Origin of the sequence: Nocardia sp. NPDC058705, assembly GCF_042749305.1 — a bacterium.
Classification (GTDB): domain Bacteria; phylum Actinomycetota; class Actinomycetes; order Mycobacteriales; family Mycobacteriaceae; genus Nocardia.
The window spans coordinates 34,821-60,925 of the sequence record NZ_JBHYRN010000033.1 but is presented as its reverse complement, the minus strand read 5'-3'; the positions used below and the strand labels follow the sequence as shown (position 1 = coordinate 60,925).

The 26,105-nt window shown below is 67.6% G+C and carries 21 protein-coding genes and 1 tRNA gene; 10 read left to right on the top strand and 12 right to left on the bottom strand.

Annotation, left to right across the window (positions count from 1 at the left end):
- Positions 1–212: 212 nt before the first annotated feature.
- A complete protein-coding gene (locus ACFW6D_RS28095) occupies positions 213–1,277 on the bottom strand; it encodes an alkene reductase (RefSeq protein ID WP_379333003.1) in 1,065 nt (354 codons plus the stop codon).
- Between the two features lie 104 nt (positions 1,278–1,381).
- On the bottom strand, positions 1,382–2,845 hold the full coding sequence (locus ACFW6D_RS28090; RefSeq protein ID WP_379333001.1) for an NAD(P)/FAD-dependent oxidoreductase: 1,464 nt from the start codon (positions 2,843–2,845) through the stop codon (positions 1,382–1,384).
- A 269-nt stretch (positions 2,846–3,114) separates the two neighbouring features.
- Between ACFW6D_RS28090 and ACFW6D_RS28085 the strand changes: the two genes are divergently transcribed.
- Positions 3,115–3,744, top strand: a complete 630-nt coding sequence (locus ACFW6D_RS28085) for a LysE family translocator (RefSeq protein WP_379332999.1) — start codon at positions 3,115–3,117, stop codon at positions 3,742–3,744.
- Between the two features lie 106 nt (positions 3,745–3,850).
- Here the strand turns inward: ACFW6D_RS28085 and ACFW6D_RS28080 are convergent, their stop codons facing one another.
- Complete coding sequence (locus ACFW6D_RS28080) at positions 3,851–4,783, bottom strand: NADP-dependent oxidoreductase (RefSeq protein ID WP_379332997.1); 933 nt, start codon at positions 4,781–4,783, stop codon at positions 3,851–3,853.
- 133 nt (positions 4,784–4,916) lie between these two features.
- Here ACFW6D_RS28080 and ACFW6D_RS28075 point away from each other — a divergent pair, with 133 nt between their 5' ends.
- From ACFW6D_RS28075 to ACFW6D_RS28055, 5 genes are all read left to right on the top strand, one after another.
- Positions 4,917–5,444: a MarR family winged helix-turn-helix transcriptional regulator gene (locus tag ACFW6D_RS28075; RefSeq protein ID WP_379332995.1), complete on the top strand. Its 528-nt coding sequence runs from the start codon at positions 4,917–4,919 to the stop codon at positions 5,442–5,444.
- Positions 5,445–5,558: 114 nt separating this feature from the next.
- Complete coding sequence (locus ACFW6D_RS28070) at positions 5,559–6,968, top strand: NAD(P)/FAD-dependent oxidoreductase (protein ID WP_379332993.1); 1,410 nt, start codon at positions 5,559–5,561, stop codon at positions 6,966–6,968.
- Complete coding sequence (locus ACFW6D_RS28065; protein WP_379332990.1) at positions 6,968–7,783, top strand: alpha/beta fold hydrolase; 816 nt, start codon at positions 6,968–6,970, stop codon at positions 7,781–7,783. Before ACFW6D_RS28070 ends, ACFW6D_RS28065 begins: the two co-directional genes overlap by 1 nt.
- Positions 7,784–7,787: 4 nt before the next feature.
- Positions 7,788–8,618, top strand: a complete 831-nt coding sequence (locus ACFW6D_RS28060) for a BTAD domain-containing putative transcriptional regulator (protein WP_379332988.1) — start codon at positions 7,788–7,790, stop codon at positions 8,616–8,618.
- Between the two features lie 70 nt (positions 8,619–8,688).
- The gene (locus ACFW6D_RS28055; RefSeq protein ID WP_379332986.1) at positions 8,689–10,716 is read left to right on the top strand and encodes an ATP-binding protein; all 2,028 of its coding nucleotides are present in this window, start codon (positions 8,689–8,691) and stop codon (positions 10,714–10,716) included.
- On the opposite strand, the gene ACFW6D_RS28050 is transcribed toward ACFW6D_RS28055, so the two are convergent.
- The 4 genes from ACFW6D_RS28050 to ACFW6D_RS28035 form a co-directional block, all read right to left on the bottom strand.
- Positions 10,695–11,453, bottom strand: a complete 759-nt coding sequence (locus ACFW6D_RS28050; RefSeq protein ID WP_379332984.1) for an alpha/beta fold hydrolase — start codon at positions 11,451–11,453, stop codon at positions 10,695–10,697. The two genes, ACFW6D_RS28055 and ACFW6D_RS28050, sit on opposite strands and share 22 nt — an antisense overlap.
- Positions 11,454–11,598: 145 nt before the next feature.
- Positions 11,599–12,399 carry an alpha/beta fold hydrolase gene (locus tag ACFW6D_RS28045; protein ID WP_379332982.1) on the bottom strand — a complete coding sequence of 267 codons (801 nt, stop codon included), beginning with the start codon at positions 12,397–12,399 and terminating at the stop codon, positions 11,599–11,601.
- 48 nt (positions 12,400–12,447) lie between these two features.
- A complete protein-coding gene (locus tag ACFW6D_RS28040) occupies positions 12,448–13,152 on the bottom strand; it encodes an alpha/beta fold hydrolase (protein WP_379332980.1) in 705 nt (234 codons plus the stop codon).
- Between the two features lie 31 nt (positions 13,153–13,183).
- Positions 13,184–14,008, bottom strand: coding sequence for an alpha/beta fold hydrolase (locus ACFW6D_RS28035; RefSeq protein ID WP_379332978.1), 825 nt, complete (start codon positions 14,006–14,008; stop codon positions 13,184–13,186).
- A 162-nt stretch (positions 14,009–14,170) separates the two neighbouring features.
- Here ACFW6D_RS28035 and ACFW6D_RS28030 point away from each other — a divergent pair, with 162 nt between their 5' ends.
- A complete protein-coding gene (locus ACFW6D_RS28030) occupies positions 14,171–16,909 on the top strand; it encodes an AAA family ATPase (RefSeq protein ID WP_379332976.1) in 2,739 nt (912 codons plus the stop codon).
- A gap of 73 nt (positions 16,910–16,982) precedes the next feature.
- On the opposite strand, the gene ACFW6D_RS28025 is transcribed toward ACFW6D_RS28030, so the two are convergent.
- The 4 genes from ACFW6D_RS28025 to ACFW6D_RS28010 form a co-directional block, all read right to left on the bottom strand.
- Complete coding sequence (locus ACFW6D_RS28025; RefSeq protein WP_379332974.1) at positions 16,983–21,752, bottom strand: tetratricopeptide repeat protein; 4,770 nt, start codon at positions 21,750–21,752, stop codon at positions 16,983–16,985.
- On the bottom strand, positions 21,749–22,687 hold the full coding sequence (locus tag ACFW6D_RS28020; protein ID WP_379332972.1) for a hypothetical protein: 939 nt from the start codon (positions 22,685–22,687) through the stop codon (positions 21,749–21,751). Before ACFW6D_RS28020 ends, ACFW6D_RS28025 begins: the two co-directional genes overlap by 4 nt.
- Positions 22,688–23,074 (bottom strand): hypothetical protein, encoded by a 387-nt coding sequence (locus tag ACFW6D_RS28015; RefSeq protein WP_379332970.1) that lies wholly within the window; start codon positions 23,072–23,074, stop codon positions 22,688–22,690. It lies immediately after the preceding gene.
- Between the two features lie 168 nt (positions 23,075–23,242).
- Positions 23,243–23,779 (bottom strand): CGNR zinc finger domain-containing protein, encoded by a 537-nt coding sequence (locus ACFW6D_RS28010; protein ID WP_379332969.1) that lies wholly within the window; start codon positions 23,777–23,779, stop codon positions 23,243–23,245.
- A gap of 25 nt (positions 23,780–23,804) precedes the next feature.
- On the opposite strand from ACFW6D_RS28010, the gene ACFW6D_RS28005 reads away from it, so the two are divergent.
- Positions 23,805–23,975 carry a hypothetical protein gene (locus ACFW6D_RS28005; protein WP_379332968.1) on the top strand — a complete coding sequence of 57 codons (171 nt, stop codon included), beginning with the start codon at positions 23,805–23,807 and terminating at the stop codon, positions 23,973–23,975.
- Positions 23,976–24,085: 110 nt separating this feature from the next.
- On the top strand, positions 24,086–24,418 hold the full coding sequence (locus ACFW6D_RS28000; RefSeq protein ID WP_379332966.1) for a hypothetical protein: 333 nt from the start codon (positions 24,086–24,088) through the stop codon (positions 24,416–24,418).
- A gap of 70 nt (positions 24,419–24,488) precedes the next feature.
- Here ACFW6D_RS28000 and ACFW6D_RS27995 read toward each other — a convergent pair whose 3' ends face one another.
- Entirely contained in the window at positions 24,489–25,697 is a 1,209-nt protein-coding gene (locus ACFW6D_RS27995; RefSeq protein WP_379332964.1) for an Ig-like domain-containing protein, read from the bottom strand.
- A gap of 314 nt (positions 25,698–26,011) precedes the next feature.
- Between ACFW6D_RS27995 and ACFW6D_RS27990 the strand changes: the two genes are divergently transcribed.
- Positions 26,012–26,084, top strand: a tRNA-Lys gene (locus ACFW6D_RS27990).
- Positions 26,085–26,105 lie beyond the last annotated feature (21 nt).

Genomic DNA, 26,105 nt, shown 5'->3' with positions numbered 1-26,105 from the left:
AACCAAACCTGAATGGTTTGGTTCGCGCCGATTCTTTTTCCCAGGCCCCAACTGCCACAGTGCGCCCGCCGGTATCGCACGCAACTTGCGTAACCACGCAGCCGCCCCACCGAGCGGCACAGCAGGTTCCCGAGCCGACTGCCGATGATCTGAAGCCCTGTTCGGATGGTTGGAGTGACACACCGCTCGGGATCAGATCGGTGGATTCTCGGTCAGGTGGTGAGCACGGGGTAATCGGTGTAACCGCGGTGGTCCCCGCCATAAAAAGTGGCCGGGTCGGCTTCATTGAGCGCGGCACCGGCGCGAACACGGGCGGGTAGGTCCGGGTTGGCCAAGGCGGGAGTGCCGACGGCGATGACGTCGGCGGTGCCGTTGTCGAGGTCGGCGATGCGTGCGTCGAGGTCGGCCCCCGCACGGTTCACGACCAGCCGCTCTGGCCAGATTCCACGGATCGTCCGCAGTAGGTGTTCGTCACCGGCGTGGACCAGGTGCAGGTAGGCGAGGTCGAGGTCGGCCAACTCGGTGGCGAGGTGCGCGTAGAGCGCAGGGGTGTCGGTTTCGGTGATGTCGTTGAACGGGTTGGCCGGCGAGATGCGGAATCCGGTGCGGTCGGCACCGATTTCGGCGGCCACGGCAGCGGCGACTTCGAGCGGGAATCGGGCCCGTCCGGTGATGGAGCCACCGTATTCGTCGCCACGCTGGTTGGCGTTGGTGCTGAGAAACTGGTGCAGCAGGTAGCCGTTCGCGCCGTGGATCTCGACACCGTCGGCCCCCGCGTCGATCGCCATCGCGGCAGCCACCCGGAACTCCTCGACGGTACGCGCGATGGCGACCGCGTCCAGTGCCACCGGTTGGGCCATCGGTTGTGGCCCGGCGGCGGTGAACATCATCGCGTCGGCCGCGATCGGTGACGGCGCGACCGGGGGTCGGCCGTGGGGGGTATTGGCGGGGTGGGAGACCCGGCCCACGTGCATCAGCTGGATGACGAAGGCGGCACCGGCTTCGTGGACTGGCGCGGCGACCCGTTTCCATGCCTCGACATGGGCGGGCTCGTAAATGCCGGGCGTGTTCAGGTAGCCCTGCCCGTCAGCGGAAGGCTGGGTACCTTCGCTGATGAGCATCGAGAGCGAGGAGCGCTGCTCGTAGTAGGTGGCGGTCAGATCGGTGACCGTGCCGTCACCCGCAGCGCGGCTGCGGGTCATCGGCGCCATGGCCAGGCGATGAGGGAGGGCGATGCTGCCCAGTTGGGTAGGGGTCCAAAGGATCTGGTTGTTCATGATGACTCCTGAAGAGGTGGGTCGGATTCAGTCGGTGATCTGGACAGCGGCGCGCGGCGCCCGCCGAAACGAACGGGGACGGTGGGCAGGCCACCGGCCCACCATCAGGCCGCCACGATCGCGGCGAGCAACTCGACCCGCGACGGCCCGGGCTCCGGGTAGCCGGCGGATTCGCTGCCGAGTTCGATGATTCGATCGAGCACTCCGGGTCGTGCCAGCGCGTCCTCGGGACTGCTCAGTACCGAACCGACGTCGCCGAATGCCCGCAGTACGTCGGGATCGCGCAGCTTCGCGACCTCCAGTGCCTGCCGCAGATTCCAGTCCGCGTCCTCGGTCCGGTAAGGGACACCGATTTCATAAGGGATGGACGCGATTTCGAGGTCGATCTGAGCCAGTCGGTGCAGATCCCATGCGGCCGAGGCCTGCTGGGCGGGACCGAGCGTCGCGTTGGTGATCTCGTCGAACCGGAGTGCGAGCTTGTCCTGATCGTCGAAGCCGATCTCTCGCAACACATCTCGCAGCAACACACCGTGTGCCATGCCCATGGTGATGCCCATGCCGAAGGTGGGATTGGTTGTCGCCCAAGCGTCCCCGATACTGAGCAGACCGGTCGCGACCGGTTTGCCGTCGACGACGAAGCGCCGATGCCGGGATTCCATTCCCGACATCGCCAACACCCCGGTGATGGGTTCACCCTCGGAAGCCCAGTGCGCCATACCGGGGTACAGGGCTGCGACTCGCTGCCAGACGTCCGGATCGCTCAATGCCCGCATGGCGCGGTCCTCGGCCGAGACGAACAGGGCCAGCGCCCAGGTGCCCGCATCACCGGGAACGGTGGTCAACGAGATGCTGTCGTGGTGCTCCAGCGGCCATGCCGCCTGTTGCGGACAGGAGCCGTCGGCCGAGCGGAAATAGCGGCTGTAGGCCAGGAATCCGGTCTCGTGCCGATCGACAACCGGTGCGGGAGCGCCGATGTCGACGAGCATCTTGCTCGCGGGAGAGTTGCGGCCGAGGGCATCGACGACCAGGTCGGCGTGGATGGACTCACCGTGTGCGGTCAGCACACCGGTGATGTGCGCGATCCCGGTGGGTGGCGTGGCATCGGTCAGAAACCCGGTGACCGGGGTATTTCGGCGAACGGTGACCCCGACCTGTGCGGCAGCGTTGGCGAGCCCCTGCTCGATGACCGGTCGGCGGGCAGCGAGGGTGTCGAATCGTTCGTCGCCGGCCTTACGGCCGCCGATGGCCGGTAGGTCGTAGGCGCCGTCGAGCATGTTGTGGGTCCGTGCGCCCAGCGCTCGCAGCTCGGTGACCGCATCGGGGAGTTCACGGGAGAGCAGGTCGAACGCCCCCGGCAGCATGACGTGCGGATGCCGGAACTGGTTCACTCCGGGCCGTTTCCACTGGTCCCATGCCTGCTCGGCATCGACCACGGGGCGATCGGAATCCTTGTCCAGCACCGTGACTCGATGGCCCTCGCGGGCCAGCAGCATGGCCGCGGTCAAGCCGGTCGGACCGCCGCCGAGCACTACCACGTGCATCTGCCGGTCTTCGTTGGTGGTTCGCATATCTTTCGTCCTTTGACTTTTCGGGAGGCCTGGCAACTGTCGACCGGAACGGCGCTCAGTTCCCAGACCAGAACCTGCTCGATAAAATTACGAATCCGGGCACCCCTGCCGAATCAGTCGAATGACTGCGCCCTCGACTGCATCGAGCGACTCCGTCACCTGCGCACTGCACTGTTTCGAGCATCGATGGACAGTCGAACGGGCTGGGAAGTGAGCAGCTTCCGGGATGACGATGGGTCCTTCGGATTCACGCGTAAGGAGACCGCAGAATGCACGCGATCAACTGGGTCGGGTTCTTCCCCGCCGCTCTACTCGTCTCGCTCATCCCGGGTGCAAGCCAGATCCTCGGCCTGAACAATGCTGTGCGCCATGGCATTCAGTACGCCTTGGCCGGGGTTGGTGGTCGCCTGGCCGCCTTCGCCGTCCTCGTCGCACTGGTTGTGGCCGGACTCGGTGCGACGTTGGCGGCCTCGGCGACCGCGCTGACCGTGATCAAGTGGGTAGGCGTCGCCTATCTCGCCTGGATCGGGATCCAGGGCCTGCGGCGGGCCTGGCGGCCGATGACCACCGAGGCGTCGGGTCCGGCGGCGAGCGCGCTGCGGTGGCGCGTCGTCGGAAACGAATTCGCCGTCGGTATCAGCAACCCGAAGGCGTTACTGCTGTTCGCCGCGCTGCTCCCGCAGTTCGCCGACGAGTCGGCGGGCGGATACGGGACGCAGATCGCCCTGCTCGGCGCTGCTTATGTCGGCATCGAACTGGTCGTCGGCCTTGGTTACGTCACCGTCGGCGGTCTCATCGGCTCGACCGGTTTCTCCACACGCACTGCACGCCGAATCGATCTCGGCAGCGGTGTGTGCTTCTTGGGCATGGCGGGACTGCTCGCCGCGGACGGCAGCTGATCCGTGAAGCGAGCAGTCTCGGCCGCGGCCGGGCGTTCAGAGCGAAGCCAGGACTCCTTGTGCGACACCGGGTGAGGTGTCACTGCGAGATATAGGGAGGTGTGGCTCAGGGCAGCAGGATCGTCTTGCCGGGCGACTGCCCGGTGACGGCTTCGGCGTGGACGGCTGCCAGTTCGCTCAGCGGCCGGCGGGCGGCGACGTCGATGCGCAGGTCACCGGCGTCGACGAGCGCGACCAGTCCGGCGAGTTGGGTGGCGTCGCTGCGGGCGAACACCCGCTCCGCGCGCACGCCGCGCTCGGGGTCGGGTTCACCGGGAGTTGTTGTGCTGACGAAGATTCCACCGTCGGCGACCAGATCGACCAGAGCGGCGGTCTCCTCCGGCGAGGTGGCGACCAAGTTGATCACGACGTCGAACCGCTGCCCGGATACGGCCTGCGCCAACGGAATCGCGGTGTAGTCGATGATTCGGGCCGCACCGTCGGCGCGAACCCGGTCGGCGCTTCGCGGGCTCGCGGTCGCGGTGACCACGGCTGCGGCTCGGGCGGCCAGCTGTACCGCGTAGCCGCCGACCGCACCGCCTGCGCCGTTGATCAGGACGCTGTTACCCGCGATGAGGCCCGCATGTTCGAACAGTGCCTGCCAGGCCGTCAGCCCGACGGCGGGAAGTGCCGCGGTATCGGCGAGCTCGACGTTGCGGGGCGCCGCGGCCAACAGGTCGGCAGCGACGGCGACGTACTCCGCGCTCGCGCCGTCGGTGTGCATCGGCAGGAAGGCCACCACCTCGTCCCCGACTGCCCAATCGGTCACCGCCGCACCGACTTCGGCGATGGTGCCTGCCACATCGATGCCCGGCACGTGCGGGAAGGACACCGGGAACACCTCCTGCAAGTAGCCGGCACGGATCGCGACATCCACCGGATTGAACGACGTCGCGGCTACTTTCACCACGACCTCCGCCGCGGCGGCGACAGGCTGGGGGGCCTCCTCGTAGGCCAGGACTTCGCTGTCGCCGTGGGCGTGGAATCGCACTGCCTTCATGATCTCTCCTCGGTATGCTGCTTCGAATTCGAAGCATGTACAGACAGTAACCTGCTTCGAGTTCGAAGCAATACCCGAGAATGCGGTGATCGTCGTCACTATGTTTCAAATTCGAAGCAGGTAAGGTGCGGGCATGGCAGACCACGACTCCAGCGACGTCGAGCCGCTCGAACCCGGCCAGCTCGGGGCCTATTTCGCGCTCTTGGAAGCCGTCGGCCTGCTCCAACACGCCATCGAGCAGCAACTGCGCGCCGAAGGCGACATCAGCTACGTGCAGTTCCAGCTCCTGGCGCGCCTGCTCGAAGCCCCCGGCCCGCTCACCATGACCCAACTGGCCGATGGCGTCGTCTACAGCCGCAGCGGTCTCACCTACCAGGCCGGACTGTTGGAGAAGGCCGGTCTCATCACCCGCGCCCCCTCACCCGAGGACGAACGCGCCACCCTGGTCACCCTCACCGACAGCGGCCGCGCGCTGTTCCACCGTGTGCTGCCCGGCCATGTCCAGCTCTCGCGAGACCTGCTGTTCGACTCCCTGACCGAGGACGACGTCGACCACCTCGGCGACATCATGACCCGCGTCCGCGACCACATGCGCGCCCAACCACCGCGCTCGGCCGCGCCCCGCAAATCCCGCGCCACCGGGAAGGCCGCCCGCGACTGATCGGCATCGCCCGACCCCCGATTGAGCACGAACTGGGCAGGAACTGGCCTGGGAAGTGAGCGGTGATCAGGGCGAGAGTACCTCCGTAAGGCAAGCGCAACAGGAGGTCTCGCAGTGAATATCGTGGTAATCGGTGGCGGTTTGGCCGGCATGACGGCGGCGCTGTTGCTCGCGCGTGACGGTCAGCAGGTGACGGTGCTCGACCGGGATGTGAAGAATCCGGGCGATGGGGCCGAAGGGGCGTGGGAGCAGTGGCAGCGGCCGGGCGTCAATCAGTTCCGGCATCCGCACATCATGCTCCCGGCGGCTTATCAGCTGCTCGTCACGGAACTGCCGGAAGCCGTCGCGGAATTGCGAGCTCTGGGAGCGACGACCCACAACATGCTGGCCGGGGCGTATGACCTCCCGGCCATCGGCGGCAGGCTCGAGGGCGACGAGCGTTTCGACACCCTCGCCGCTCGGCGCCCGGTCATCGAGGCGGCGCTCGGCAACACCGCGGCCGAGACTGCCGGGATCACCGTCCGTCGAGGCGTCGCGGTCGCCGGACTGCTCAGCGACGGCCACGCGACTCGGCCACGCGTGACCGGAGTACGCACGCGCGACGGCGAAACGATCGCGGCCGATCTCGTCGTCGACGCGGGTGGCCGCAACTCACCGGTGGCGACCATGCTCGTCGACATCGGTGCTGCCACCCCCGTCATCACTCGGCACGACACCGGATTCCTGGCCTACAGCCGCTACTTCCGTTCGCCGGACGGGTCGATGCCCGCGCAGTCACCGTGGCCGTTGGAGCACCACGACAGTATCTCGCTGACCACCGTCCCCGGCGATGCGGGCACCTGGGCGCTCGCCCTGTTCGTCTCCGCGCGTGATCGCGAAATGCGGGCGCTCAGCGAGCCGGCGGCCTGGCAGCGGGTGGCAGCGTTGTATCCCGAGATGGCGCACTGGTCCACCTATGGCGAGCCGATCACCGGGGTACTCGCCATGTCCGGAATGGAGGCTCGTCATCGCCGGTTCGTCGTCGACGGCCTGCCCGTGGCAACGGGCATCCTGAGCATCGGAGATGCCTGGGCGACAACAGATCCCACCTTCGGGATGGGGATCACGATGGGCATGTCGCATGCGCTGCTGCTGCGTGATGTCCTGCGGGAGCAGGGCATCGGCGACCTCGACAAGCTCGCGCTGCGCTTCGACGAGGCCACCGAGTCGACACTCGGCCCTGCCTACGAGGCAACGGCCGCATGGGACCTGCACCGGCTCGCGCAGACCGACGGCTCCATCACCGGTGTCGCGTACGAAACCGATGATCAGGACTGGACGCTGCGCCAGGCGCTGGAGATCGCCAAGCTGGGTGACCCTGACGTTCTTCGCGCATTCGGCGATGTGGGCTCGATGCTCACCAGCCCGGACGACGCCCTGTCCAGGCCCGGTGTCGTCGATCGGATCATCGAACTCGCAGGCGCCGGTGCGACGCAGGGACCCTCGCGTGCGGACCTGCTCGCCGCGCTGAAGGGTGCGCGCTGATGCGAATCGAGACCAACGGAATCGAACTCGAGGTGCAGGTCAGCGGCACCGGCGCCGATGTCCTTCTGGTACACGGATATCCGGACACGCACGCGGTCTGGCGCCATCAGGTGGCCGCCCTCAACGCGGCCGGATACCGCACGATCGCGCCGGATCTGCGCGGTTTCGGCGCCTCGGACAAGCCCGTGGAGCTGGCGGACTACGAGCTCACGCACTACGTCGGCGACCTCGTCGGCGTCCTCGACGAGCTGGGCGTCGAGCGCGCACATCTGGTCGGGCACGACTGGGGGTCGCCCTTGGTCCAGCTGCTGGCGGCCACCGTCCCCGATCGGGTGGCCAGTGTCAGCCTGCTCTCGGCGGGTAGTCCGGCGGCGAATGTGGAAGCGGGCATAGCCCAGCGCGAAAAGTCTTGGTATTTCCTGCTTTTCCAGTTCCCGGGAATCGCGGAACGCTGGTTGTCGCAAGACGACTTCGCCAACACGAGGCAGTGGCTCGGCTCCCATCCGGATCTGCCGGAAGTGATCGAGCGACTGCGCGATCCGCGGGCGCTGAGCACCTCACTCGGGCTGTATCGCACCGGAGCGGGGGCGCAGGTGCTCGTCGAACCGCCGGTACTTCCGCCGGTGCTCGCGCCGGTGATGGGGATCTGGAGCAGCGAGGATCACTTTCTGACCGAGGAATCAATGGTCGGGACGGAGAAGCATGTCCACGGAACGTGGCAGTACGAGCGACTCGACGGGCTCGGTCATTGGCTGCAGCTCGAGGCACCCGACCGGATCAACGCGTTGCTCCTCGACTTCCTCACCGGGAAGTGACCGGTTGGACTCGCCAACAGTCCTGTGCCGTGTCCTCGGGCCGATCGTCGTCGAAATCGACGGCGTGCCCGCGGAATTGGGTGGTCCCCGGTCGCGCAGAGCGCTGTCGGCGCTGTCGGCCGCTGATGGCGCGGTCGTCCCGGACGAGTATCTGATCGAACAGATCTGGGGCGATGTCCCGCCGGGCAATGTCACCTCGGCATTGCGCGGCATCATCTGGCGACTGCGGGCCGCACTCGGCCCGCAGGTCGGCCCACGCTATCTGCGGCGCGGCGCGGGCGGATACGCGCTGGTGATTCCGGGCCCGCTGATCGATCATCGGCAGCTGGCGTCTCGGGTCGCCGGTGCGATGCGCCATCTCGATGACGGCCATCCTTCTTGGGCGGCAACGGATTTGGCGGCCGCTGTGGCGTTGTGGCGGGGTGAGCCGTGGGAGGAACTCGGGCCCGCACCGGAGCTGATCGGGATCCGGGCTCACCTCGCCGAGCTCCACGACGTCGCCGTCGAAGAGCTGCAGGCCGCGCGCCTGGCACTCGACGATCCCGCGCACGCGGGTCCCGAAACCGCCCGTGCGATCGCGGCGCTCGCCGAAGCCGTGGTCGCGACCCCCTACCGGGAACGTCGATGGGAGCTCCTCGCCCTGGCGCTGTACCGCAGCGGCAGGCAAACCGAGGCATTGGCGGCGCTGCGCGGCATCCACGAGAGGCTCATCGACGACATCGGCATCGAGCCGCGACTGTCACTGCGCACCCTCGAGCATCGGATCCTCCGGCAGGACCCGGACCTGCTCCTACCGGCGCCGGTGCGAGCGGCGCGACAGCACAACGACAGATAGCCTGGCCGACGAGGCCGGTTCGGTGCCGGTACCGCCTCGCTCGAGGCGAACACGTCGAGAGGGAGAGTTGATGAGTCCGACCGAGGATGGTCGCGGTGTGCTCGCGGACACCTTGGCGATGGGCCGTGATCGCGCCTTCGTGGGCCGCCACGACGAGCTCGCGCAGTTCCAGGCCGCATTGGACGGCGGGGCCGGTGCGCACCCGGTCCAGTATCTGCACGGTCCCGGCGGGATCGGCAAGTCCACGCTGCTGCGCCGTTTCGCCAGGCAGGCGCGCCAGCGTGGTCGGTCGGTCGTCGAGGTCGACGGACGCACGGTGACACCGACGCCGGAAGGTTTCGTCGCCGCCGCCGGGGTCGCCGTCCACGAACCCGGTGTGGTGCTGCTCGTCGACACCTTCGAGAAGTGTCAGGGTCTCGAAGGGTGGTTGTGGGAGCGTTTTCTGCCGCAGCTGCCGGTCGGGGCGGTCGTTGTCGTCGCGGGACGGGCCGCGCCGGACCCGCTGTGGGCCTCCGATCCGGGCTGGGTCGACCTGTTGTCGGTCACCGCGGTGCGCAACCTGGCACCGCAGGAGGCCGCGGAGTTCCTGCACGCGCGCCACGTGCCCGCCAGCGCGCAGCAGGCGCTGCTCGGCTTCACCGGCGGCAACCCGCTCGCCCTCGCGCTCGCCGCGGCTGTCGCCGCCAACAGTGCTGTGCGCCAATCGATGTGGGCGCCGAGCCAGGACACGATCGCCACCCTGCTTCGCCAACTGGTCGGAGAGACACCCAGCCCGGCACATCGCCGAGCTCTGGAGATCTGCGCGCACGCCTACATCACCTCGGAGTCGCTGCTGCGGTCGTTGATGGGCGAGCAGGCCGCGGCGCTGTTCGCGTGGTTGCGCGTGCAGCCGTTCATCGAAGCGACCGACACCGGCCTGTTCCCGCACGACGTGGTCAGGGAAACCCTCGAAGCCGACCTGAGATGGCGCGACCCGCAAGGGTTCGCCGATATGCACAACCAGATGCGCGAATCGCTGCTCGCGCAGGTGCGGTCCGTCCCGGAGTCACAGCTGGTTCAGGCCACCGGTGCGCTGATCTTCGTGTTCCGCACCGATCGGCAGATGTCGGAATTCAATGTCTGGCGCGAGGTCGGCGTCGTAGACGATCTCCCCTACCGGCCACAACATCGTGCGCGGGTGCTGGAACTGGCCGAGCAGACCGAAGGACCCGCCTCGGCGGCGGTCGCCGCCTTCTGGCTCGACCGGCAGCCCGAAGGATTCCGGGTCTATCACTCGACACTCACCGGCGAACCGGTCGCCTTCTCGGCATGGCTCGAACTGACCGATTCGGAAGGGGCCGACCATGATCCCGTCGTCGCGGCCGCGTGGAACCACGTCAGGGCGAACGCACCGCTGCGGGCGGGCGAGTATCTGGCGTTGGCCCGTTTCACCGTCGACCCGGCCGCCTACCAGCGACCCGCACCGTCGACCACCTTCGCCCAGTGGCGCGCCACCGGCGAAATGATCCGCGGCGAGCGGATCGCATGGTCTTTCGTGGTGATGCGCGACGACGGTTTCTGGAATGCCCACCTCGGCGACATCAATATGCTCCCCATCGACTCACCACCCTCCGTGGGCGAGCACCGGTACGCGCTGTTCGCCCACGATTGGCGCGCGCAACCCGCGGGCCCTTGGCTGCAGGAAAAGACCGACGCCATGCTGTCCGGGACCACGATGGCCGACAGCTCGGCTCGCAGGCACGGCGAGCTGGTGGTGTTGTCGCGCCCGGAATTCGATGCCGCTGTGCGCGATGCGTTGCGGACGTTTCGGCAACCGGTGGCGCAGTCGGACAACCCGCTCAATCGCAGCCGACTGGTTCTCGAAAGCGGTCGTGACCTCACCGAACTCCTCACGGCGGCAGCGCTTTCGCTCCAGGGAGAGCGCGGCGGGGACAAGCTCTACCGCGCTGTCAACGTCACCTATTTCAAGGGCGCGCCGACCCAGGAGGTGGCGGCCGAACTACTCGGCGTGCCGTTCAGCACCTACCGCCGCCACCTGTCCACCGCGGTGGAGCGAATCGGGGATCTGCTCTGGCATCAGGAGTTGAACGGCCACTGAGCACCCCGGGTGGGAAACAGTGACTCCCAGAAATCCGACAGGGCTTGTGCGGCAGCGGCGGGATCGTCGAGCATCCACCAGTGCCCGGCCCCCGGCATGAGATAGAACGTGGCGCCGAGCTGGCGGGCGACGTCGCTCGCGAAACCGTAGTCATCGAGCGCGTCGTGTACCGGGTGGATGACCAACCCCGGGGTACTGGTTCGCGTCGCGGGTCCCCATGCCCGGTAGCGGCTTTCGTACGCCGAACGGTAGAGGTCGAGGATGGCCCTGCCCATCTCGAGGTCGAAGTGCCCATGGGCCCTGTGCGTTTCCGGCAATCCGAGCGAACGTAGTTTCGCCACAACGGTTTTCGGTGCGACAACGGCCTGGCGGACGAACTCCTCGCCCGCACCGACTGTCTGCCAAGTCTTGGCGAGCTCATGCCAGCGGTGGTCGGGATGCAGGACACTCGCATCGTCTGCCACCCAGCTTCGTACCGTGACGGTTGGCTCGGCGACCACGCGGTAGGTCAGCATCGCCCCGATGTCGTGGCCGACAAGATCGACAGGACCCGGAATACGTCGCAATTCCTCGATCAGCCACTGCGTGTACTCGTCGATGGTGGCGCCGAAGGACTCCGGGCGATCGGACCCGAATCCGGGCAAACGCAACGCGACGCTGTCGGTGGCGAGATGGTCTCGCACCCCGTCCCAGATATCGGCGGTCTCGGGGGCGCCGTGCACGAATACGACGGTCATGTGAGTTCCTCTCGGCGGAAAGTTCCTGTGTGGCACGAGTGTCGGCGTCGGCGCAGCTCATCTGCCAGGCCGAAAACTGCTCACTTCCCGAAAAACCACTGTGCCGCGTGGAGCTATCCACGCGGCACAGGTGGTTCGGCGGATGTCAGCCGACCGCGGTCGCGGCCTCGACGATGATCTTCGCCACGGGGCCGGGCTGGGAGACGGTGAGAGCGTGCGAGGCGCCCTTGATCTCCACCGTGGCGCGGGCACCGGCGCGTTCGGCCATGAACCGGTGCGCGGCGACCGGGATGTTGTAATCGGCGTCAGGGAAGACGAACCACGACGACACCGTCTTCCAACTCGGTGCGCCGGACTTGCCGTTGAGGGCACGGTCGTTGAGCGGGCGCTGGGTGGCGGCGTCGACGGCGGCCTTGGTGCTGGGGACGTCGGCGGCGAACTGCTGGTGGAACTTGGCGGGCTGGATGTAGAGATCGGTACTGCCGTCGGACAGCGCCACCTTGTCGAGGGTGTCTCCGAGCGTGCTGCCGGGGAATTTGCCCGAAAGCTCCCCGATGGTCTCACCCTCTTCGGGAGCGAAAGCGGCAACGTAGACCAGCCCCTTGATCTTCGGATCCTGGATCTGGGAGATGACCTGCCCGCCGTAGGAGTGCCCGACCAGGACGACCGGCCCGTCGATCGAGGCCACCACGCTGCGGACGGAGTCGGCGTCGCCGGCGACGCTGCGCAGGGGGTTACCCGCGGCGATGGTGGGCAGGCCCTGCTCGGTGAGCTTGTCGATCACCCCGTTCCAGCTGCTGGATTCGGCGAAGGCGCCGTGGACGAGGACGATGGTCGGCTCGGTGGCGGAGGGCGCGGGCTGGGCGGTGGCGCAGCCCGCGCTGGCGATGGTCGCGGTGAGGCCGAGAGCGACGGCGGCGAGCTTGACGGCGGAGTTGATACGCATGGCAGTTCCTCGAGACAGTGGTGTTGTGGGAGAAGATGTTCGGCTGTGTCAGCCGACGACGGCTTCGATCGCGGTGAGGATGACCTCGGCGACCGCGGCGGGCTGAGATACGGGCAGCGCGTGCGAGGCACCGCCGATCTCGATCGTGGCGCGGGCACCCGCGCGTTCGGCCATGAACCGGTGCGCGGCGACCGGGATGTTGTAATCGGCGTCAGGGAAGACGAACCACGACGGCACGGTCTTCCAGCTCGGTGCGCCGGACTTGCCGTTGAGGGCGCGGTCGTTGAGCGGACGCTGGGCGGCGGCGTCGATCGCGGCCTGGGCGGCGGAGATGTCGGCGGCGAACTGCTGGTGGAACTTGGCGGGCTGGATGTAGAGATCGGTACTGCCGTCGGGCAGCACCACCTGGTTCAGCGTTTCGCCGAGGGTGCTGCCGGGGAACTTCCCGGACAGTTCGCCGATGGTCTCGCCTTCCTCGGGGGCGAAGGCGGCGACGTAGACGAGGGCGGCGATCTTGGGGTCGTGGACCTGGGAGATGACCTGGCCGCCGTAGGAATGTCCGACGAGGACGACCGGACCGTCCACGGAATCGACGATGCCGCGGACGATATCGGCGTCGGTATCGACATCACGCAGCGGGTTGGCGGCGGCGATGACGGTGGCGTCGACGGTGCGCAGGCGACTGATGACGCCGCTCCAACTGGCCGACTCGGCGAAGGCGCCGTGGACGAGGATGACGGTGGGTGTGCTCATGATGGGCTCCTGAAAGGTGTGCTGAAGGTGGTCAGTGCGCGAGGAAGGCGAGCAGGTCGGCTTCGAACGCGGTACGGAATTCGCCGTAGAGGCCGTGCGGTGCGCCGGGATACACCCGCAGCGTCGCGTTCTTGATCAGCTCGGCCGACTTCATCGCCGAGTCGTGCAGGGGGACGATCTGGTCGTCGTCACCGTGGGCGACCAGCACCGGCACGTCGATCCCGAGCAGGTCCGCGGTGAAATCGGTCTCGGAGAACTGGGCGATGCATTCGTAGGCGGCGCGCACCCCGACCTGCATGCCGAGTCGCCAGAACGCACGGCGCGCACCTTCGGAGACGGTCGCGTCGGGCCGGTTGAAACCGTAGAACGCCTCGCTCAGATCCCAGTAGAACTGCGAGCGGTCGGCAGCGACACCGGCACGGATCCCGTCGAAGACCTCCATCGCAGTACCGTCGGGATTGGTGTCGGACTTGACCATCACCGGAGGCACCGCACCGAGCAGCACCGCCTTGGCGACCCGGGCGCTGCCGTGTCGACCCAGGTAGCGGGCGACTTCGCCGCCGCCGGTGGAGTGGCCGACCAGGACCGCGTCGTGCAGGTCCAGGTGCTCGATCAGCTCGCCCAGATCGTCGGCGTACCGGTCCATGGTGTTGCCGTCCCAGGTCTGGCTCGATCGACCGTGACCGCGGCGGTCATGGGCGATGGCGCGGTAGCCGTGCTCGGCGACCAGGCGGGCTTGCTCGTCCCAGGCATCGGCGCTGAGCGGCCAACCGTGGCTGAAGACCACCGGCTGCCCGGTGCCCCAGTCCTTGAAGAAGATCTCGGCGCCGTCGGTGGTGGTGAAGGTGTTTGTCATGCCGATAAAATTACGAGCGGACCCACCCCCTGCGAATCAGTCGAATGACTGCATCAGTGACTGAGTCATGGTGGCCGCCGATGACTCAGTCATCGGCCCGATTACCGCACCGACCTGCGTCGTCGCGTTGTGGAACCATCGGTTCTCTGTCAGGATCGGGCAGTGAGCGGTGAGATTTCGCAGTCAGCTTTGATCGGTCGGGAACGGTATGTGGACATGCTGCGAGACCTGCTGGATCGCGCGGTCGCCGGAAACGGATCGGCGATGGTCCTGCGCGGGCAGGCCGGTATCGGAAAGTCGGCTCTGTTGAGCACGATTCGGGAGATGGCGACCGCACAAGACCTGACCGTGGTGTCCGCGGTCGGTGTCGAGAACGAGGCCGGCTTGCCCTTCGCCGCCCTGCACCAACTTCTGCGACCGCTGCAGTCCGACGTGGCCAAGCTTCCGGTCTCGCAGCAACGCACCCTGCGTGCGGCGTTCGGGCAGGAGGACGGGTCCCCTGACCTGTACGCGGTGGCCTTGGCTGCGCTGCAACTGGTCGGCGAGGCCGCCGCGGTACGTCCGACGGTGCTGATCCTCGACGACCTGCAGTGGCTCGACAGCTGCAGCGCCGACGTGCTCAGTTTCGTCGCGCGCCGGATCGGCAGTGACGCGGTCCTCGTGTTGGGCGCCACCCGAACCGGATCCGAGGATTCCGCGCGACGAGCCGGGCTGCCCGACATCATGGTCGAACCGCTCGACGAACAAGCCGCCGCCGTGCTGCTGAAAGCGCAGGCGCCCACGCTGTCCGGCAACATGCGACAGCGGCTGCTCAGCCAGGCCGCAGGAAATCCCTTGGCGCTCACCGAGTTACCGCGCGCGATGCGACAGTCGACGGATCGGGTGGTCGAGGATTTCCCGTTGACCGCACGTCTCGAAGCCGCCTTCGCCGCGCGATCGGCCGAGCTCAGCGAGCCGACCCGAACCTTGCTCGTCGTCCTCGCCGCCGATGTCACCTGCGACGCGGGCAGGCTCCTGCGGGCGGCCACCGAACTCGCAGGCACACCGGTCGGCACCGCGCACCTGCAAGAAGCCATCGACGTCGGCCTGGTCGAGATGGCGGGTTCGGTCCTGCGTTTCCGGCACCCGCTGATGCGTTCGGCGACCTACGTCCGGGCACCGCTGGCGCAACGGCTCGGCGCGCACACGATCCTGGCCGAGGTACTCGCCGACTTCCCCGACAAACAACTCTGGCATCGCGCCGCGGCCACGCTCGGCGCCGACGACACCATCGCCGCGCAACTCGAACACTATGCCCAGCGATCGCGTGCCTGCGGCGCGATCATGGCCGCCGTCGCCGCTCTGCACCGCGCGGCGGAACTGTCCGAGCGACCCGACCGCACCACCGCCCTGCTCCTGCACGCCGCGGAACTGGCCAGCGAGACCGGCGCGCGCCGCGAGGCCCAGGACTTGCTCGATCGAGCAGACCTCAGCACGTTGGGACCGACCGAGCGGGCCCGCCTGGCAGGCGTCGAGGAAGTTGTCGCGTTCCAGCGCTACGACGACCACGAGCGTCGCATCAGAGAGCTCGTCGACATCGCGGCCGACGTACACGCGGCGGGCAATACCGACCTGGCGGCGGACATGCTGTGGCGCGCCGCGTCACGCTGCTTCTTCCAGGACGCCTGCGATGAGTCACGCAAAGCCATTGCCGCCCAACTGGATACCCTCGGCCTGCCCGCAGACGACCCCCGAGTACTTGCCATCGGCGCCTACAGCATGCCGTGGGAACGCGGCAGTGATGTTCTCGAGCAGATCGCGCGACTCGACCCCGATCGCACCGACGCGGACGCCATGCGTTTCCTCGGCTACGCCGCGCTCTTCCTCGGTGACTTCCGCCGCGGCTCGGCCTACATCGACAACGCCGCCGGAATCGGCCGCAGCCAGGGAAGGCTCGGACTGCTCTCGGGCATTCTCGGCGCCGGGAACTGGAGCCGCATCTGGCTCGGCGAATGGGACAAGGTCCGCGCCGAGACCGAGGAGTCCCGCGCGTTCGCCGAGGAGACCGGCGAGGAGTTCTATCTCGTTGCCGGGCGTACGAATCTGGCCATGATCGCCGCGTTACGTGGCGAATCCGAACTGGCGGCCGATCATCTACGCGCGATCGGCGCCAGCCCGCTGGCCACCGGGATGCGATGCATCCAAGTCGCCGCCCAGCAGACCCGCGGCATGCTCCTGCTCCTGGACGGACGAGCCGAGGACGCGTTCGCGGCCCTGACCCGTGTCTACGATCCGACCGACCCGGTAAGCCACCCCATGCGACGCTGGTGGATCGCCCCCGAACTCGCTGACGCCGCCGTCGCCTCCGAAAACATCTATGCCGCAAGGGAATTGCTCGCCGACCTGCCGGACCTGGCGCAGCGGCTACCCGCCCCGATGCTGCTCGTCGTCGACCAATACAGCCGCGCGGTACTCGCCGACGACGCCGACGCCGACCCCGCCTACACCGCCGCGCTCGACGGCCATGTCGGCGCGTGGCCGCTCTACCGCGCACGCCTGCAACTCCATCACGGACGACGCCTACGCCGCCTACGCCGCACCTCGGAAGCCCGCGAACCGCTGCGCGCGGCCCGCGACACCTTCGACGCCCTCGGAGCCGATCCCTGGGCGCAGGCCGCCCGCAACGAACTGCGCGCCGCGGGTGAAACCAGCACCCGCCGCTCCCCCACCGCCCGCGACCAACTCACCTCCCAGGAACTCCAGATCGCCACCCTCGCCGCCGACGGCCTCACCAACCGTCAGATCGCGGAAAAGCTCTACCTCTCGCACCGCACTGTCGGCTCCCACCTCTACCGCATCTACCCCCGACTCGGCATCACCAGCCGAGTCGAGCTCGCCGGAGCCATCTCAGCGATCAGCTGATCCGACGGCAAGCGACCTTCTTGCTTTCCGGGTCGCGCATCGCCCCTCCGACCTGGTCATGATCGCTCGCTGACTACGCTCCGGCGTGCAGATGCGCGGCCCAGAGGGACGGCGTGGCCGGGAATGCGTCGCGCGTACCGCGGATCGCGTGGTGCAGGGCGTACGCCGCTCGTGCGGTGTCAGGAGCTGTGGTGCCGCCGAGGGTGAGGGTGGCGTAGAAGGTCTCGGCGATGGTGGTCGCGATTTCGTCATCGACGGTCCACAGCGTGCCGATCACATGCGGATATCCGACGAGCTGGAAGGCCGAGGTCAGGTGGATCGCCTCGTCCATCAGCCGGGAGTCGGTGGTGGCCGCGGTCCGGCAGGCGGACAGGTAGGCCAGACGTGCGTGGTCGAGATGGAGTGGGGCGAGGGCGGCGACCGTGAGCGGTGCGGTGGCGTGGTCGTGCAACAGCAACCGGCTTCGGGAGGGATCGTCGGCATCGCTGACCCCGTGACAGGCGAAATGCGCGATGGCGCACTCTTCCAGGAGATCCAGGACGCGGTCTCTGGTGGGTAGGTCGGTCGCGTCGGCCTGCTCATCGGGTGAATCGGGCTCGCTGAGGATGATCGTCTCGGCCAGGTGGGCGGCGATCATGGTGGTCTCGGCGGCGACAGAGCGCAGTTGTCCCGGCAGGCCGGGGGTCGTGGACATCGCCACGACCAGGGCGGGCAGCGCCCGGTCGGTGTCGATGCCGGTTCGGCGCCGACGGGCGTGGCGTAGAGCGGTGATCGTGGGGGTGTAAGCGGACACGACTCGGTCCAGCACGGTCCGGGGACAGGATCCGTCGAATGGTGCGGTGTGGTATCCGGCCGCGTGCAGGGGTAGCTGGCCGAGCAGGCCGCCGGGGACCCACCACACCCGTGGCTCCTGCTGCTCCACCGCCAAGGGTTGCCGGAAACCGAGAACGTCCAGTACCGGCCCGGTGGCGTTGTCCCACAACCATTCCAGGGTCGCCGTCAGGCGCTTTTGCGCGGCTTGCCGGTCGGCAGCGGTGGCTCCGTGCACTGCCGTGGTCAATGCCTGGTGGAAGTCGGTGATCCGTTCGACCACGACCGCGCGCGCCAATCCCGGCAGCGGCAATGCCGTAACCCCGGCGGGTGTGACCAGCAACGCATCACTGCCGTAGTCGCTGACGTTGAACACCACGATCGGTCCGCGAGCGGCTTGTTCGACCAACTGGTCGATCGCCGGCGCGAGAGCGAACGATGCGAAGCCCGGTCGGCCTCGGATTCGGGCAAGCACGTCATCGAACTCTCGTGCCAGGCGTCGTCGATCGTCTGCCGTGGCCTGTTTCGCACCGCTGTCCGGATCGGGGTCGGCGGTGTCGTCGAGAAGATCGCGCAGCCGAACGAACTCGCGTGCCAGGTCGGGATATTGTTCGTCCAGGTCAGCCGTGTAGCCGCGGACCTGTAGAGCTTGCCCGAGCAGTACCGCGCGCCCCGCCTCTAGCATCTGCAACGCCACCCGCGCCCGTTCGTCGGCATCGGGGGTTTCGGGGTCGCGCAGAGTCAGTGCTGCCGCGTCGGCGGCCAAGTCCGCGTAGCTGCCCAGCGCGTGCTGCTGGTCGGTTCTCCGCAATTCCCGGGGTGCGACTTCCGGCAGGAGCCGAACGGCATCCTGTAGCAGCCGAACCGCGTACCCGGCTCGGTTCTCGAACTTGTCGCGCCCCCGGCGCCATCGCCGGGCACGCTGCTCCAACCAGAGCATCCAGTCCGGCCGCGACGACGACACCGTGGCGGCGGCACGAGCCGCCATGATGCGGGTCGAGGGGGCTGCCAGGGGGTTGCGAGTCGCTTCCTCGAACGCGGAGAAGGCCGCGTTCAGGTCGCGCGAGCGCCTTGTTCGATTCGCCAGCACGAAAAGGATGATCCCGAGATTGGACAGCCGCTGGGCGCGGTGAGGGTGATCGTTCGGCGTGGCTCGCACCGCTTCCCGGATCAGCGCCACGGATTCGTCCAGGTCCGCTGTCGCGCCATGTCGTTCGAATCGGTGGTAGAGGAGGGTGCCGAGATTGGCCAGATGTAGCACTCGGTCGGGGTGGTCACGGGGGACCTCCAGCAGTGCACGGCGTCCCGCTCGCACCGCCTCGTCCAGATCCGCGACCGAGTCCATTCGCCGGAATCGCTCGAGCCTGGAGTTTCCGAGATTGTTCAGGCGGATGAGCAGGGCCGGATGGTCAGCGGGGGTGCCCGCTACCGCCGCCCCACCCCGCTCGATTGCCTCGTTCAGGTCCGCGGTATCACCGGTTCTGTCGAACCTGGACAGGAGCGCGACCCCTAGGCCGCTCGAGATCATCGCCCGGTAGGGGTGGGCCGAAGGAAGTCCGTCGAGCGCGAGGCGGAGCGAGGCGATCGCTTCGTCCAGGTCCGTCAGCGCGCCGGTCCGATCGAACCGCATTCGGAGAGTGGTCGCGAGATTGTGGAGGCGGGTGTACCGCTCCAGGCTGCCGGGCGGCGTTGTCCGCACGGCCGCCCTACCTGCCCCGATGGCTTCGTCCAGGTCCGCGGGCGCGCCGGTTCGCTCGTACCGAACCCGCAGAGCGTTCACGAGGGCGGTCTGCTGGCGCGCGTGATCGGGGTCGTCGGGGGATTTCGCGTCGACCCCAGCCCTGCCCATCTCGACCGCTTCCTCCAGATCCGGCAGCGCGGCGGTTCGGACGAACCTGAGCATGAGCGCATTGCTCAGATTGCCTTGGCGCACCGCCATGCCCGGGTCACTCGGGGGCGTGCACCGCACCGCCGCCCTGCCTACCTCGACGGATTCCTCCGAGTCCGCCAGCTTGCCTGTGCGTTCGAACCGGGTGAGCAACGCGATCCCGAGATTGTTGAGGGACGTGGCTCGGGCGAGGTCATCGACGGCGACGTCCACTGCTCGACGACCCAGCTCCACCGCCTCATTCAAGTCGCTCGGTGAGTCGGTCAGCTCGGCCCGGCGCCGGAACAGCAGCCCGAGGTCGTTCAACAGCGGGCCCTGGCCGGTATCGATGGGGTTCAGCCGTAGTGCGGCCAGACTCACCTCGATCCCCTCGTCCAGGTCCGAGCGGGCGCCGGTCCGCTGAAATCGCCGATCGAGACAGATTGCGAGATTGATGAGACCCGTTCGCCGGTCGGGGTCGTCGACCGGAGTGGCCGCCACCGTTCGACGGCTGACATCCACGGCCTCGTCGATGTCCACCACAGCGCCCGCCAGCTCGAATCGGCGACAGAGCGCCCGCCCGAGCCGGTCGAGCCGTGCCGCCACGACGGCGTTGTCGGCAGGAGTCGCTTGTACCGCCCGGCGGGTCGCCTGAATTGCCTCGTCCAGGTCCGCGACGTCCCCCGTGCTCTCGAACCGGTCGAACACCGTCCTCCCGAGAGAGTTCAACCGATCAGCCAGGTCAGGGTGGTCGATCGGGGTGGCTTGCGACGCGGCCCGGAAGTTCTCGATCGCCTCCGCCAGGTCCGACGGCGCACCGGTTCGCTCGAAGCGTGCTCGGAGGTTGCCCCCGAGGCTGGTCAGGCTTTTCGCGCGATAACGATCGCCGGGTGGCGTTGCTTGTACCGCCCGGCGACCGATCTCCACCGCGCGGTCCAACTCCGTCATCGAGCCCGTTCTGACCGACCATGATCCGAGAATGTTCGCGAAGTTGTTCAAGTACATCCCGCGGTCACGATGCCCGGCCGGGATGGCTTGCACCGCTCGACGAGTCACCTGAACTGCCTCGTCCAGGTCCGAGTCCGTCCCCGTCTGGTCGAACCGCAAGGACAACGCGATGCCGAGGTTGTTCAGGCACATCGCCGAACTGGGATGGTCGGGTCCGACGATGTGCACAGCTTGTCTGCCGAGTTCGACTGCCTCGTGAAGATCGTCGAGTTCGCCGAGACAACCGAAGCGCGTCCGTAGTAGCTCGCCCAGCAACGAGAGAAACGTCGCCCGATCGGGGTGGCCGGACGGAGTGACCCGCAGCGCTGCTCGGCTCATCCGCACCGCCTCGTCCAGGTCCGATATCGCACCAGCGCGCCCGAACCGGAGCATCAGCGCGGCCGCGAGAGTGAACAGAGCGCCGCCGCGTGCTGGAGCGTCGGGTGCGCCGACTCGGCTGGCTTGCCTACCGAGCTCCACCGCCTCGTCGAGATCCACCACAGCACCGGCATGCTCGAACCTGATTCGAAGATAGTTCGCCAGGACGTACAGAAATGTCGCTCGGTCGGGGTCGTTCCGGGCGGTCGCGGCGACCATCGCCCGGCCCGACTCCACAGCTAGGTGAAGGTCTAGCGTGGCCCCCGTTCGCTCGAACCGTGCCGCGAAGACACAGCCACAGGCGTACAGCGTCGTGCTTCGGTTGGGATGTTCCATTGGTGTGGCCGTCAGGACGTTGTGCCACAGTTCCGCGGTGCGAGTGAGTGTCTCGGCGGTGAAAGTCGGCAGGGCGGGAAGGAAGATGCCCGCGACTGTGAACGCGCTCTCGATGAGAAAGGTGCGCGATCCGTCGGAGAGCCGGACGTAGTCCGCCGCGGGAACGAACCCGGACATGAGCGTTTCGACGGCGGTCAGCGCCTCCTGTTCCCTCCGGTCGGCGGGTCCGATCAGGAAGCGGAAGGCGTGCAACCGACTCAGTGCCACCCGCGAATCGAGATCACCGTCCCCGTCGCGAAGGACTGCGGACAGCCGGTCGGCCTCCGCATCGGCCTCGAGTTCGAGCACTGCCGGGTCCGGCGCCTCGGCATCGTCGGCGCACTCCAGTCTGCGGAGCACCGCGGCGCGCAGAGCGGCCCGGTACTCCTCGTCCTGGGACCGTCCACCCAGGTCACCCGATGTCACGGTGACGAGCTGCCCGGCCGGGAACGCGAGTCGAGGTGGTCGGTGAGAGTGCGACCGAGTCGGGTGGTCAGCGGTCCGGTGTGGTCGAGGCCGAGGCGCTCGGCGAGTGCCACCGCGAACAGGCGAGTAGTCGCTTCGATCAGAGTCGCGTAAGTGTCTGTGGCGGAGCGCATTCGGTGGCGTGCGGACACCGCGAGGACGACCGCCATCGCAGCGGCGGGCCACCACCACGGCGTCAGGGCCAGATACAGGATCGACCAGGCGGCCAGCGTGGTGGCCCGCGACAAAGCACTACGCGCATCGGAGATCTGAGCGCGATCGGCGTCCGGAATGGTCAACCACAGGCAAGGCCATACCGTGGCCAGGTCGAGATGGTGATCACGATCGAGGCGGGTCGCCACCGCGTGCATTCGGTCACCGCTCCACGTGGGACGGTCCGGACGCTCGACCGCGACCCGGGAACGGGCACCCGCCGCGCGGTGCCGCCGCCCCGGATCGGGCCTGTCCGCTGGATCCGGTGCCAGCGCCTGCCGAAATTCCCCGACGTAGGCTGCGTCCGCGGCGTCCCACTGCCGTCTGCGCCGGGAGACCGCTCGCCGCGCCACGTACCGCAACGGCAGCGGCCAGCGCTGCCACTGCGAAGCAAGCACGCCTCGTTCGATGAATGTGCCGACACCTTGCGCCACCAGCCCTATCGCACCCGCGCCGACCAGGGCTGCCACCAGGAGGACCACCTGCCCTCCGGTGCTCGTCGCGGTGGGATTCTTTGCGTAGGCGGTGATCTCACGTGTGAGCCGACCCGCGTCGAGCGCATGAGTGTGGCCCAGGATCAGCGCGACCCCCGTCACCGCCAGATAGAGGGCGCCCGGCAGCACCAGCAGCGAAAACCACTTCTCTGCAAGCTTCTTGGCGAGTTCGCTCCACAGCCCGCCCATTCAGGAAAGTCTCTCTCGTACCAGCTCTCGTCCGGTCAGGGCACAGTGTGGGCGGTCGACGCGGACCTCGTGAGCGGGCAGGCCGGTGCACCGCGAGAAAGGACAGCGGTAGACGATCTCGAGGCGATGGACCCCGGCCACCGCGGCATCCCGTTGATTCTCGTACACGCCCCGTGCGTCGCCGCAAGCCCGCAGCGCGTGGTGCACCGCGTCGAGCGCGGCGGCGATCTCGACCGCGGAGCCGGATTCGGCGATGCCAGCCAGGCGCTGTAGCACGGTGGTCGGGTCGGTCCGATTGTCGCCGAGCAGGCTGTGCAGCTCGTCCCAATGCGTGCAGACGTATGCCAAGCCGACGGCAGTTCGTCCCGCGTCTGGTGCTGCCTGCAACTGAAACTCCCCGCGTACCAGCGAATTCGACCGACAACACCGCGACTTTCACTACCGCGGCCGACGTTGATCGTAACGCGGAAACCGTTGTGTCACAGGGAATCGAAAGCCACCCGAAGGGCATCGACCTGCGATACCAACGAGACCGGCGCGCGATGTGCGCGGCGGCTAAGGACGCCGCCCATCGACCACCCGGCTTGCTCGGTGCCTTCGGACGGCCGACCGGTTCGCACAAGCCGGGCTGCAGAACCGCTGCCTGCCATTGCGGGAGATGTCGGCGTACACCTGCGCGCACCCGTCCGCCGCACACGCGCCGAGGCGGTCCATGCCGAGGCCGGTCAGGTGCAAGGCCGTCCCCACCGTGATCATCGCCGCGATCTGGCGGTCCGTGGGCACATCAGGGGGCCGGAAGTGCAGATGCCAGCCGTCGCCCACGTGGTCGGTCAGCCGGGGCGGCGACGCGTATTCGGCCAGCAGCACATTGAGCAGCGCCGCCCGTTCGGCACGGTCCGCGCACTCCACCACCCCGCGCCAGCGCCCCAGAAAGGCCGTCACCGACGCGAGATCGCTCGCGGACACTGGTGCGCTCAACACCAGGCCGGCATCCGCACAGCGTCGCGCCAACTCCTCGGCACTCGCACACGGCCTGTTGAGCAGATCGACGCCGAGCAGCACCGGCTCTCGTCCGTAATGGTTGTAATGCACAATGCCATTACATCAGACTCGAAGCATGAGCAGCCACCCCGAACACACCTGGCAGATCGAATCGCGCCACCGGACCAGCGAGGGCTTCGTCGCCTATCAACGCTGCCGCTGCGGTGCGCGCAGAGTGGTCGTCGACCACCTGAGCGGCGCGTCCGAGATCCACCGCGACGAACCAGGTCTGGCCGCCGCCGGCTGACTCGTCACCACCATGACCAACATCACGTTTGACCGCTACACTTTGGACCGCTGCCCAGTTGTGGGGCAGATCTCGCCATCGCGTCAGCGCTCGACCGGAAAGACCCCTTGATGAAGCGTTCCACCGCCGTCGCGGTCCTCGCGGCCACCCTCGTACTCGGCCCCGTCGCGGGCACCGCCGCGGCCGCGCCCGGCCTGCCCCTCACCGAGTTCGCAGGGGAGGGCCCGCTCGGTGATCTGCCGACCACGCCCGGGTCCGGCTCGGCACAGCTCGGCGCCACCGGGGGCAGCGAGACCACCGGCTCCTACGGCAACGGCTCGTTCGGCATGCCCACCCTGGAGCGAATGCTGCTCGGCGAAAGCATCGTGTGCGGCGCCTTCGGCAGTGCGCTGGCCCTCGCGGGCGAGGCGATGATGGACTGCCGGAACCTGCCGGCCGCCTGACAAAGACACACAGACAGCGAAGGGGCACCGGGAATACCCGGTGCCCCTTCGCTTTTCGTGCGTGACGCGATTACGGAGCGTCGGCGTTGCCCGCCTTCCATTCCGGCCACGCGATGTTCCAGTCACCCAGCCCGTCGACCCCGGACAGGGTGCCGCCGATCGTGTTCTTGATGATCGTGATGTCGCCGCGCTTGGCGTTCTCGTACACCCAGCGCGCGTTCGCCGGACTCAGATTCAGGCAGCCGTGGCTGGCATTGGAATAACCCTGCTGCCCCACCGACCACGGCGCCGAGTGGAAGAAGATGCCGCTGTAGGAGATTCGCGTCGCATAGTCCACCGGAGTGCGGTACCCGTCGGACGAGTTCACCGCCACACCGTAGGTCGAGGAATCCATGATGATCTTCTCGTGCCGGTCGCTGACGATGTAGACGCCGTTGTCGGTGGGCGTGCTGTCCTTACCCATCGAGGTCGGCATCGTCATGATCACCTGACCGTTCTTCTCCACCGTCACCTGATGGGTGTTGTCGTCGGCGGTGAAGATCACCGCGTCGCCGATCGTGAAGAACGAGTGGATGTTGTCCTGGCCGTACAGACCCTTACCCAGGTCCTTGCCGTAGACGTTCACATCGATGGTCACCTTGGTGCCCGGCGTCCAGTAATGCTCTGGGCGCCACCGCACTTCGCGATTGTTCACCCAGTAGAAGGCACCCTCGACGGCAGGCTCGGTGGTGATCTTGATGGCCTCCTGCGCGGCCCTGCGATCGGGGATGTTCTCGTCGAACTGGATCGCCACCGGCTGACCGATACCCACCACTTCACCCTCACCGGGCAGCAGATACGGCTTGGTCTGGCTCTTCGGCGAGCTGGTGGTGAAGCTCAGCGTCGAGGAGTTCGCGCCACCGAGCCCGATGGCCGCGGCCGTGAGCTTGTAGGTCTTGCCGTAACCGAGCACCTCGGCGGTCGACCAGGAACGCCCGTCCGCGGCCAGCTGCCCCGCCACCGCGGTGCCCTGCTGATTCGTCAGCGTGACGTCGGTGAACTTGCCGTCTTCGACCTGGAACGCCAACGGCATCGCGGGCGAGACGCCGACCTGCCCGTCCTTGACGGTCGAGACCAGCTTCGGCTTGATCAGCTCGGCGAGCGGGTTGCGATCGATCGCCACCTCCACGCCGGCGCCTTCCGCAGCCGAGCACGCCGACGCCCCCATGGCGAACACCGCCAGCAGCACCACCGGAACGATCGTCCGTAGCGACCGAGGTCGCCCCCGCTTCTTACCCATGTCAACCCCGTTTCCGTACCGACGCGATTACAGTGCGCCGCAGATCCCACCAACCGAATCGCGAATGCCATCCGTGTAGGCGGGGGGCGTTACGAACTCGACGTCTCGCCCATTCTGCCAGCTAGTCCGGCCGGTTCCAACGGGGAAGCCCCCGCGACACGACCAAGTCACAATCGTTAGATACGCGCGAGGGCCGTCGGCGTTAACAAGCAGCGGAGTGCCGCATTGTTGCTGGTCAGCGGCCGATTTCACTTTCGGGCACGAGGCCTGCTAATGTTTGTTCCGCACCGGAGACGGGGCAAAGAACAAAACATGCGCCATTAGCTCAATTGGCAGAGCAGCTGACTCTTAATCAGCGGGTTCGGGGTTCAAGTCCCTGATGGCGCACAGAAGAAGGCCCCTGACCAG

Excerpts from the sequence above, each read along its gene's own strand:
- ACFW6D_RS28035 (WP_379332978.1), bottom strand. The coding sequence starts at position 14,008 with ATGACAAACACCTTCACCACCACCGACGGCGCCGAGATCTTCTTCAAG.
- ACFW6D_RS28095 (WP_379333003.1), bottom strand. The coding sequence starts at position 1,277 with ATGAACAACCAGATCCTTTGGACCCCTACCCAACTGGGCAGCATCGCC.
- ACFW6D_RS28085 (WP_379332999.1), top strand. The coding sequence starts at position 3,115 with ATGCACGCGATCAACTGGGTCGGGTTCTTCCCCGCCGCTCTACTCGTC.
- ACFW6D_RS28040 (WP_379332980.1), bottom strand. The coding sequence starts at position 13,152 with ATGAGCACACCCACCGTCATCCTCGTCCACGGCGCCTTCGCCGAGTCG.
- ACFW6D_RS28065 (WP_379332990.1), top strand. The coding sequence starts at position 6,968 with ATGCGAATCGAGACCAACGGAATCGAACTCGAGGTGCAGGTCAGCGGC.
- ACFW6D_RS28045 (WP_379332982.1), bottom strand. The coding sequence starts at position 12,399 with ATGCGTATCAACTCCGCCGTCAAGCTCGCCGCCGTCGCTCTCGGCCTC.
- ACFW6D_RS28075 (WP_379332995.1), top strand. The coding sequence starts at position 4,917 with ATGGCAGACCACGACTCCAGCGACGTCGAGCCGCTCGAACCCGGCCAG.
- ACFW6D_RS27995 (WP_379332964.1), bottom strand. The coding sequence starts at position 25,697 with ATGGGTAAGAAGCGGGGGCGACCTCGGTCGCTACGGACGATCGTTCCG.
- ACFW6D_RS28055 (WP_379332986.1), top strand. The coding sequence starts at position 8,689 with ATGAGTCCGACCGAGGATGGTCGCGGTGTGCTCGCGGACACCTTGGCG.
- ACFW6D_RS28000 (WP_379332966.1), top strand. The coding sequence starts at position 24,086 with ATGAAGCGTTCCACCGCCGTCGCGGTCCTCGCGGCCACCCTCGTACTC.
- ACFW6D_RS28050 (WP_379332984.1), bottom strand. The coding sequence starts at position 11,453 with ATGACCGTCGTATTCGTGCACGGCGCCCCCGAGACCGCCGATATCTGG.
- ACFW6D_RS28080 (WP_379332997.1), bottom strand. The coding sequence starts at position 4,783 with ATGAAGGCAGTGCGATTCCACGCCCACGGCGACAGCGAAGTCCTGGCC.
- ACFW6D_RS28090 (WP_379333001.1), bottom strand. The coding sequence starts at position 2,845 with ATGCGAACCACCAACGAAGACCGGCAGATGCACGTGGTAGTGCTCGGC.
- ACFW6D_RS28020 (WP_379332972.1), bottom strand. The coding sequence starts at position 22,687 with ATGGGCGGGCTGTGGAGCGAACTCGCCAAGAAGCTTGCAGAGAAGTGG.
- ACFW6D_RS28005 (WP_379332968.1), top strand. The coding sequence starts at position 23,805 with ATGAGCAGCCACCCCGAACACACCTGGCAGATCGAATCGCGCCACCGG.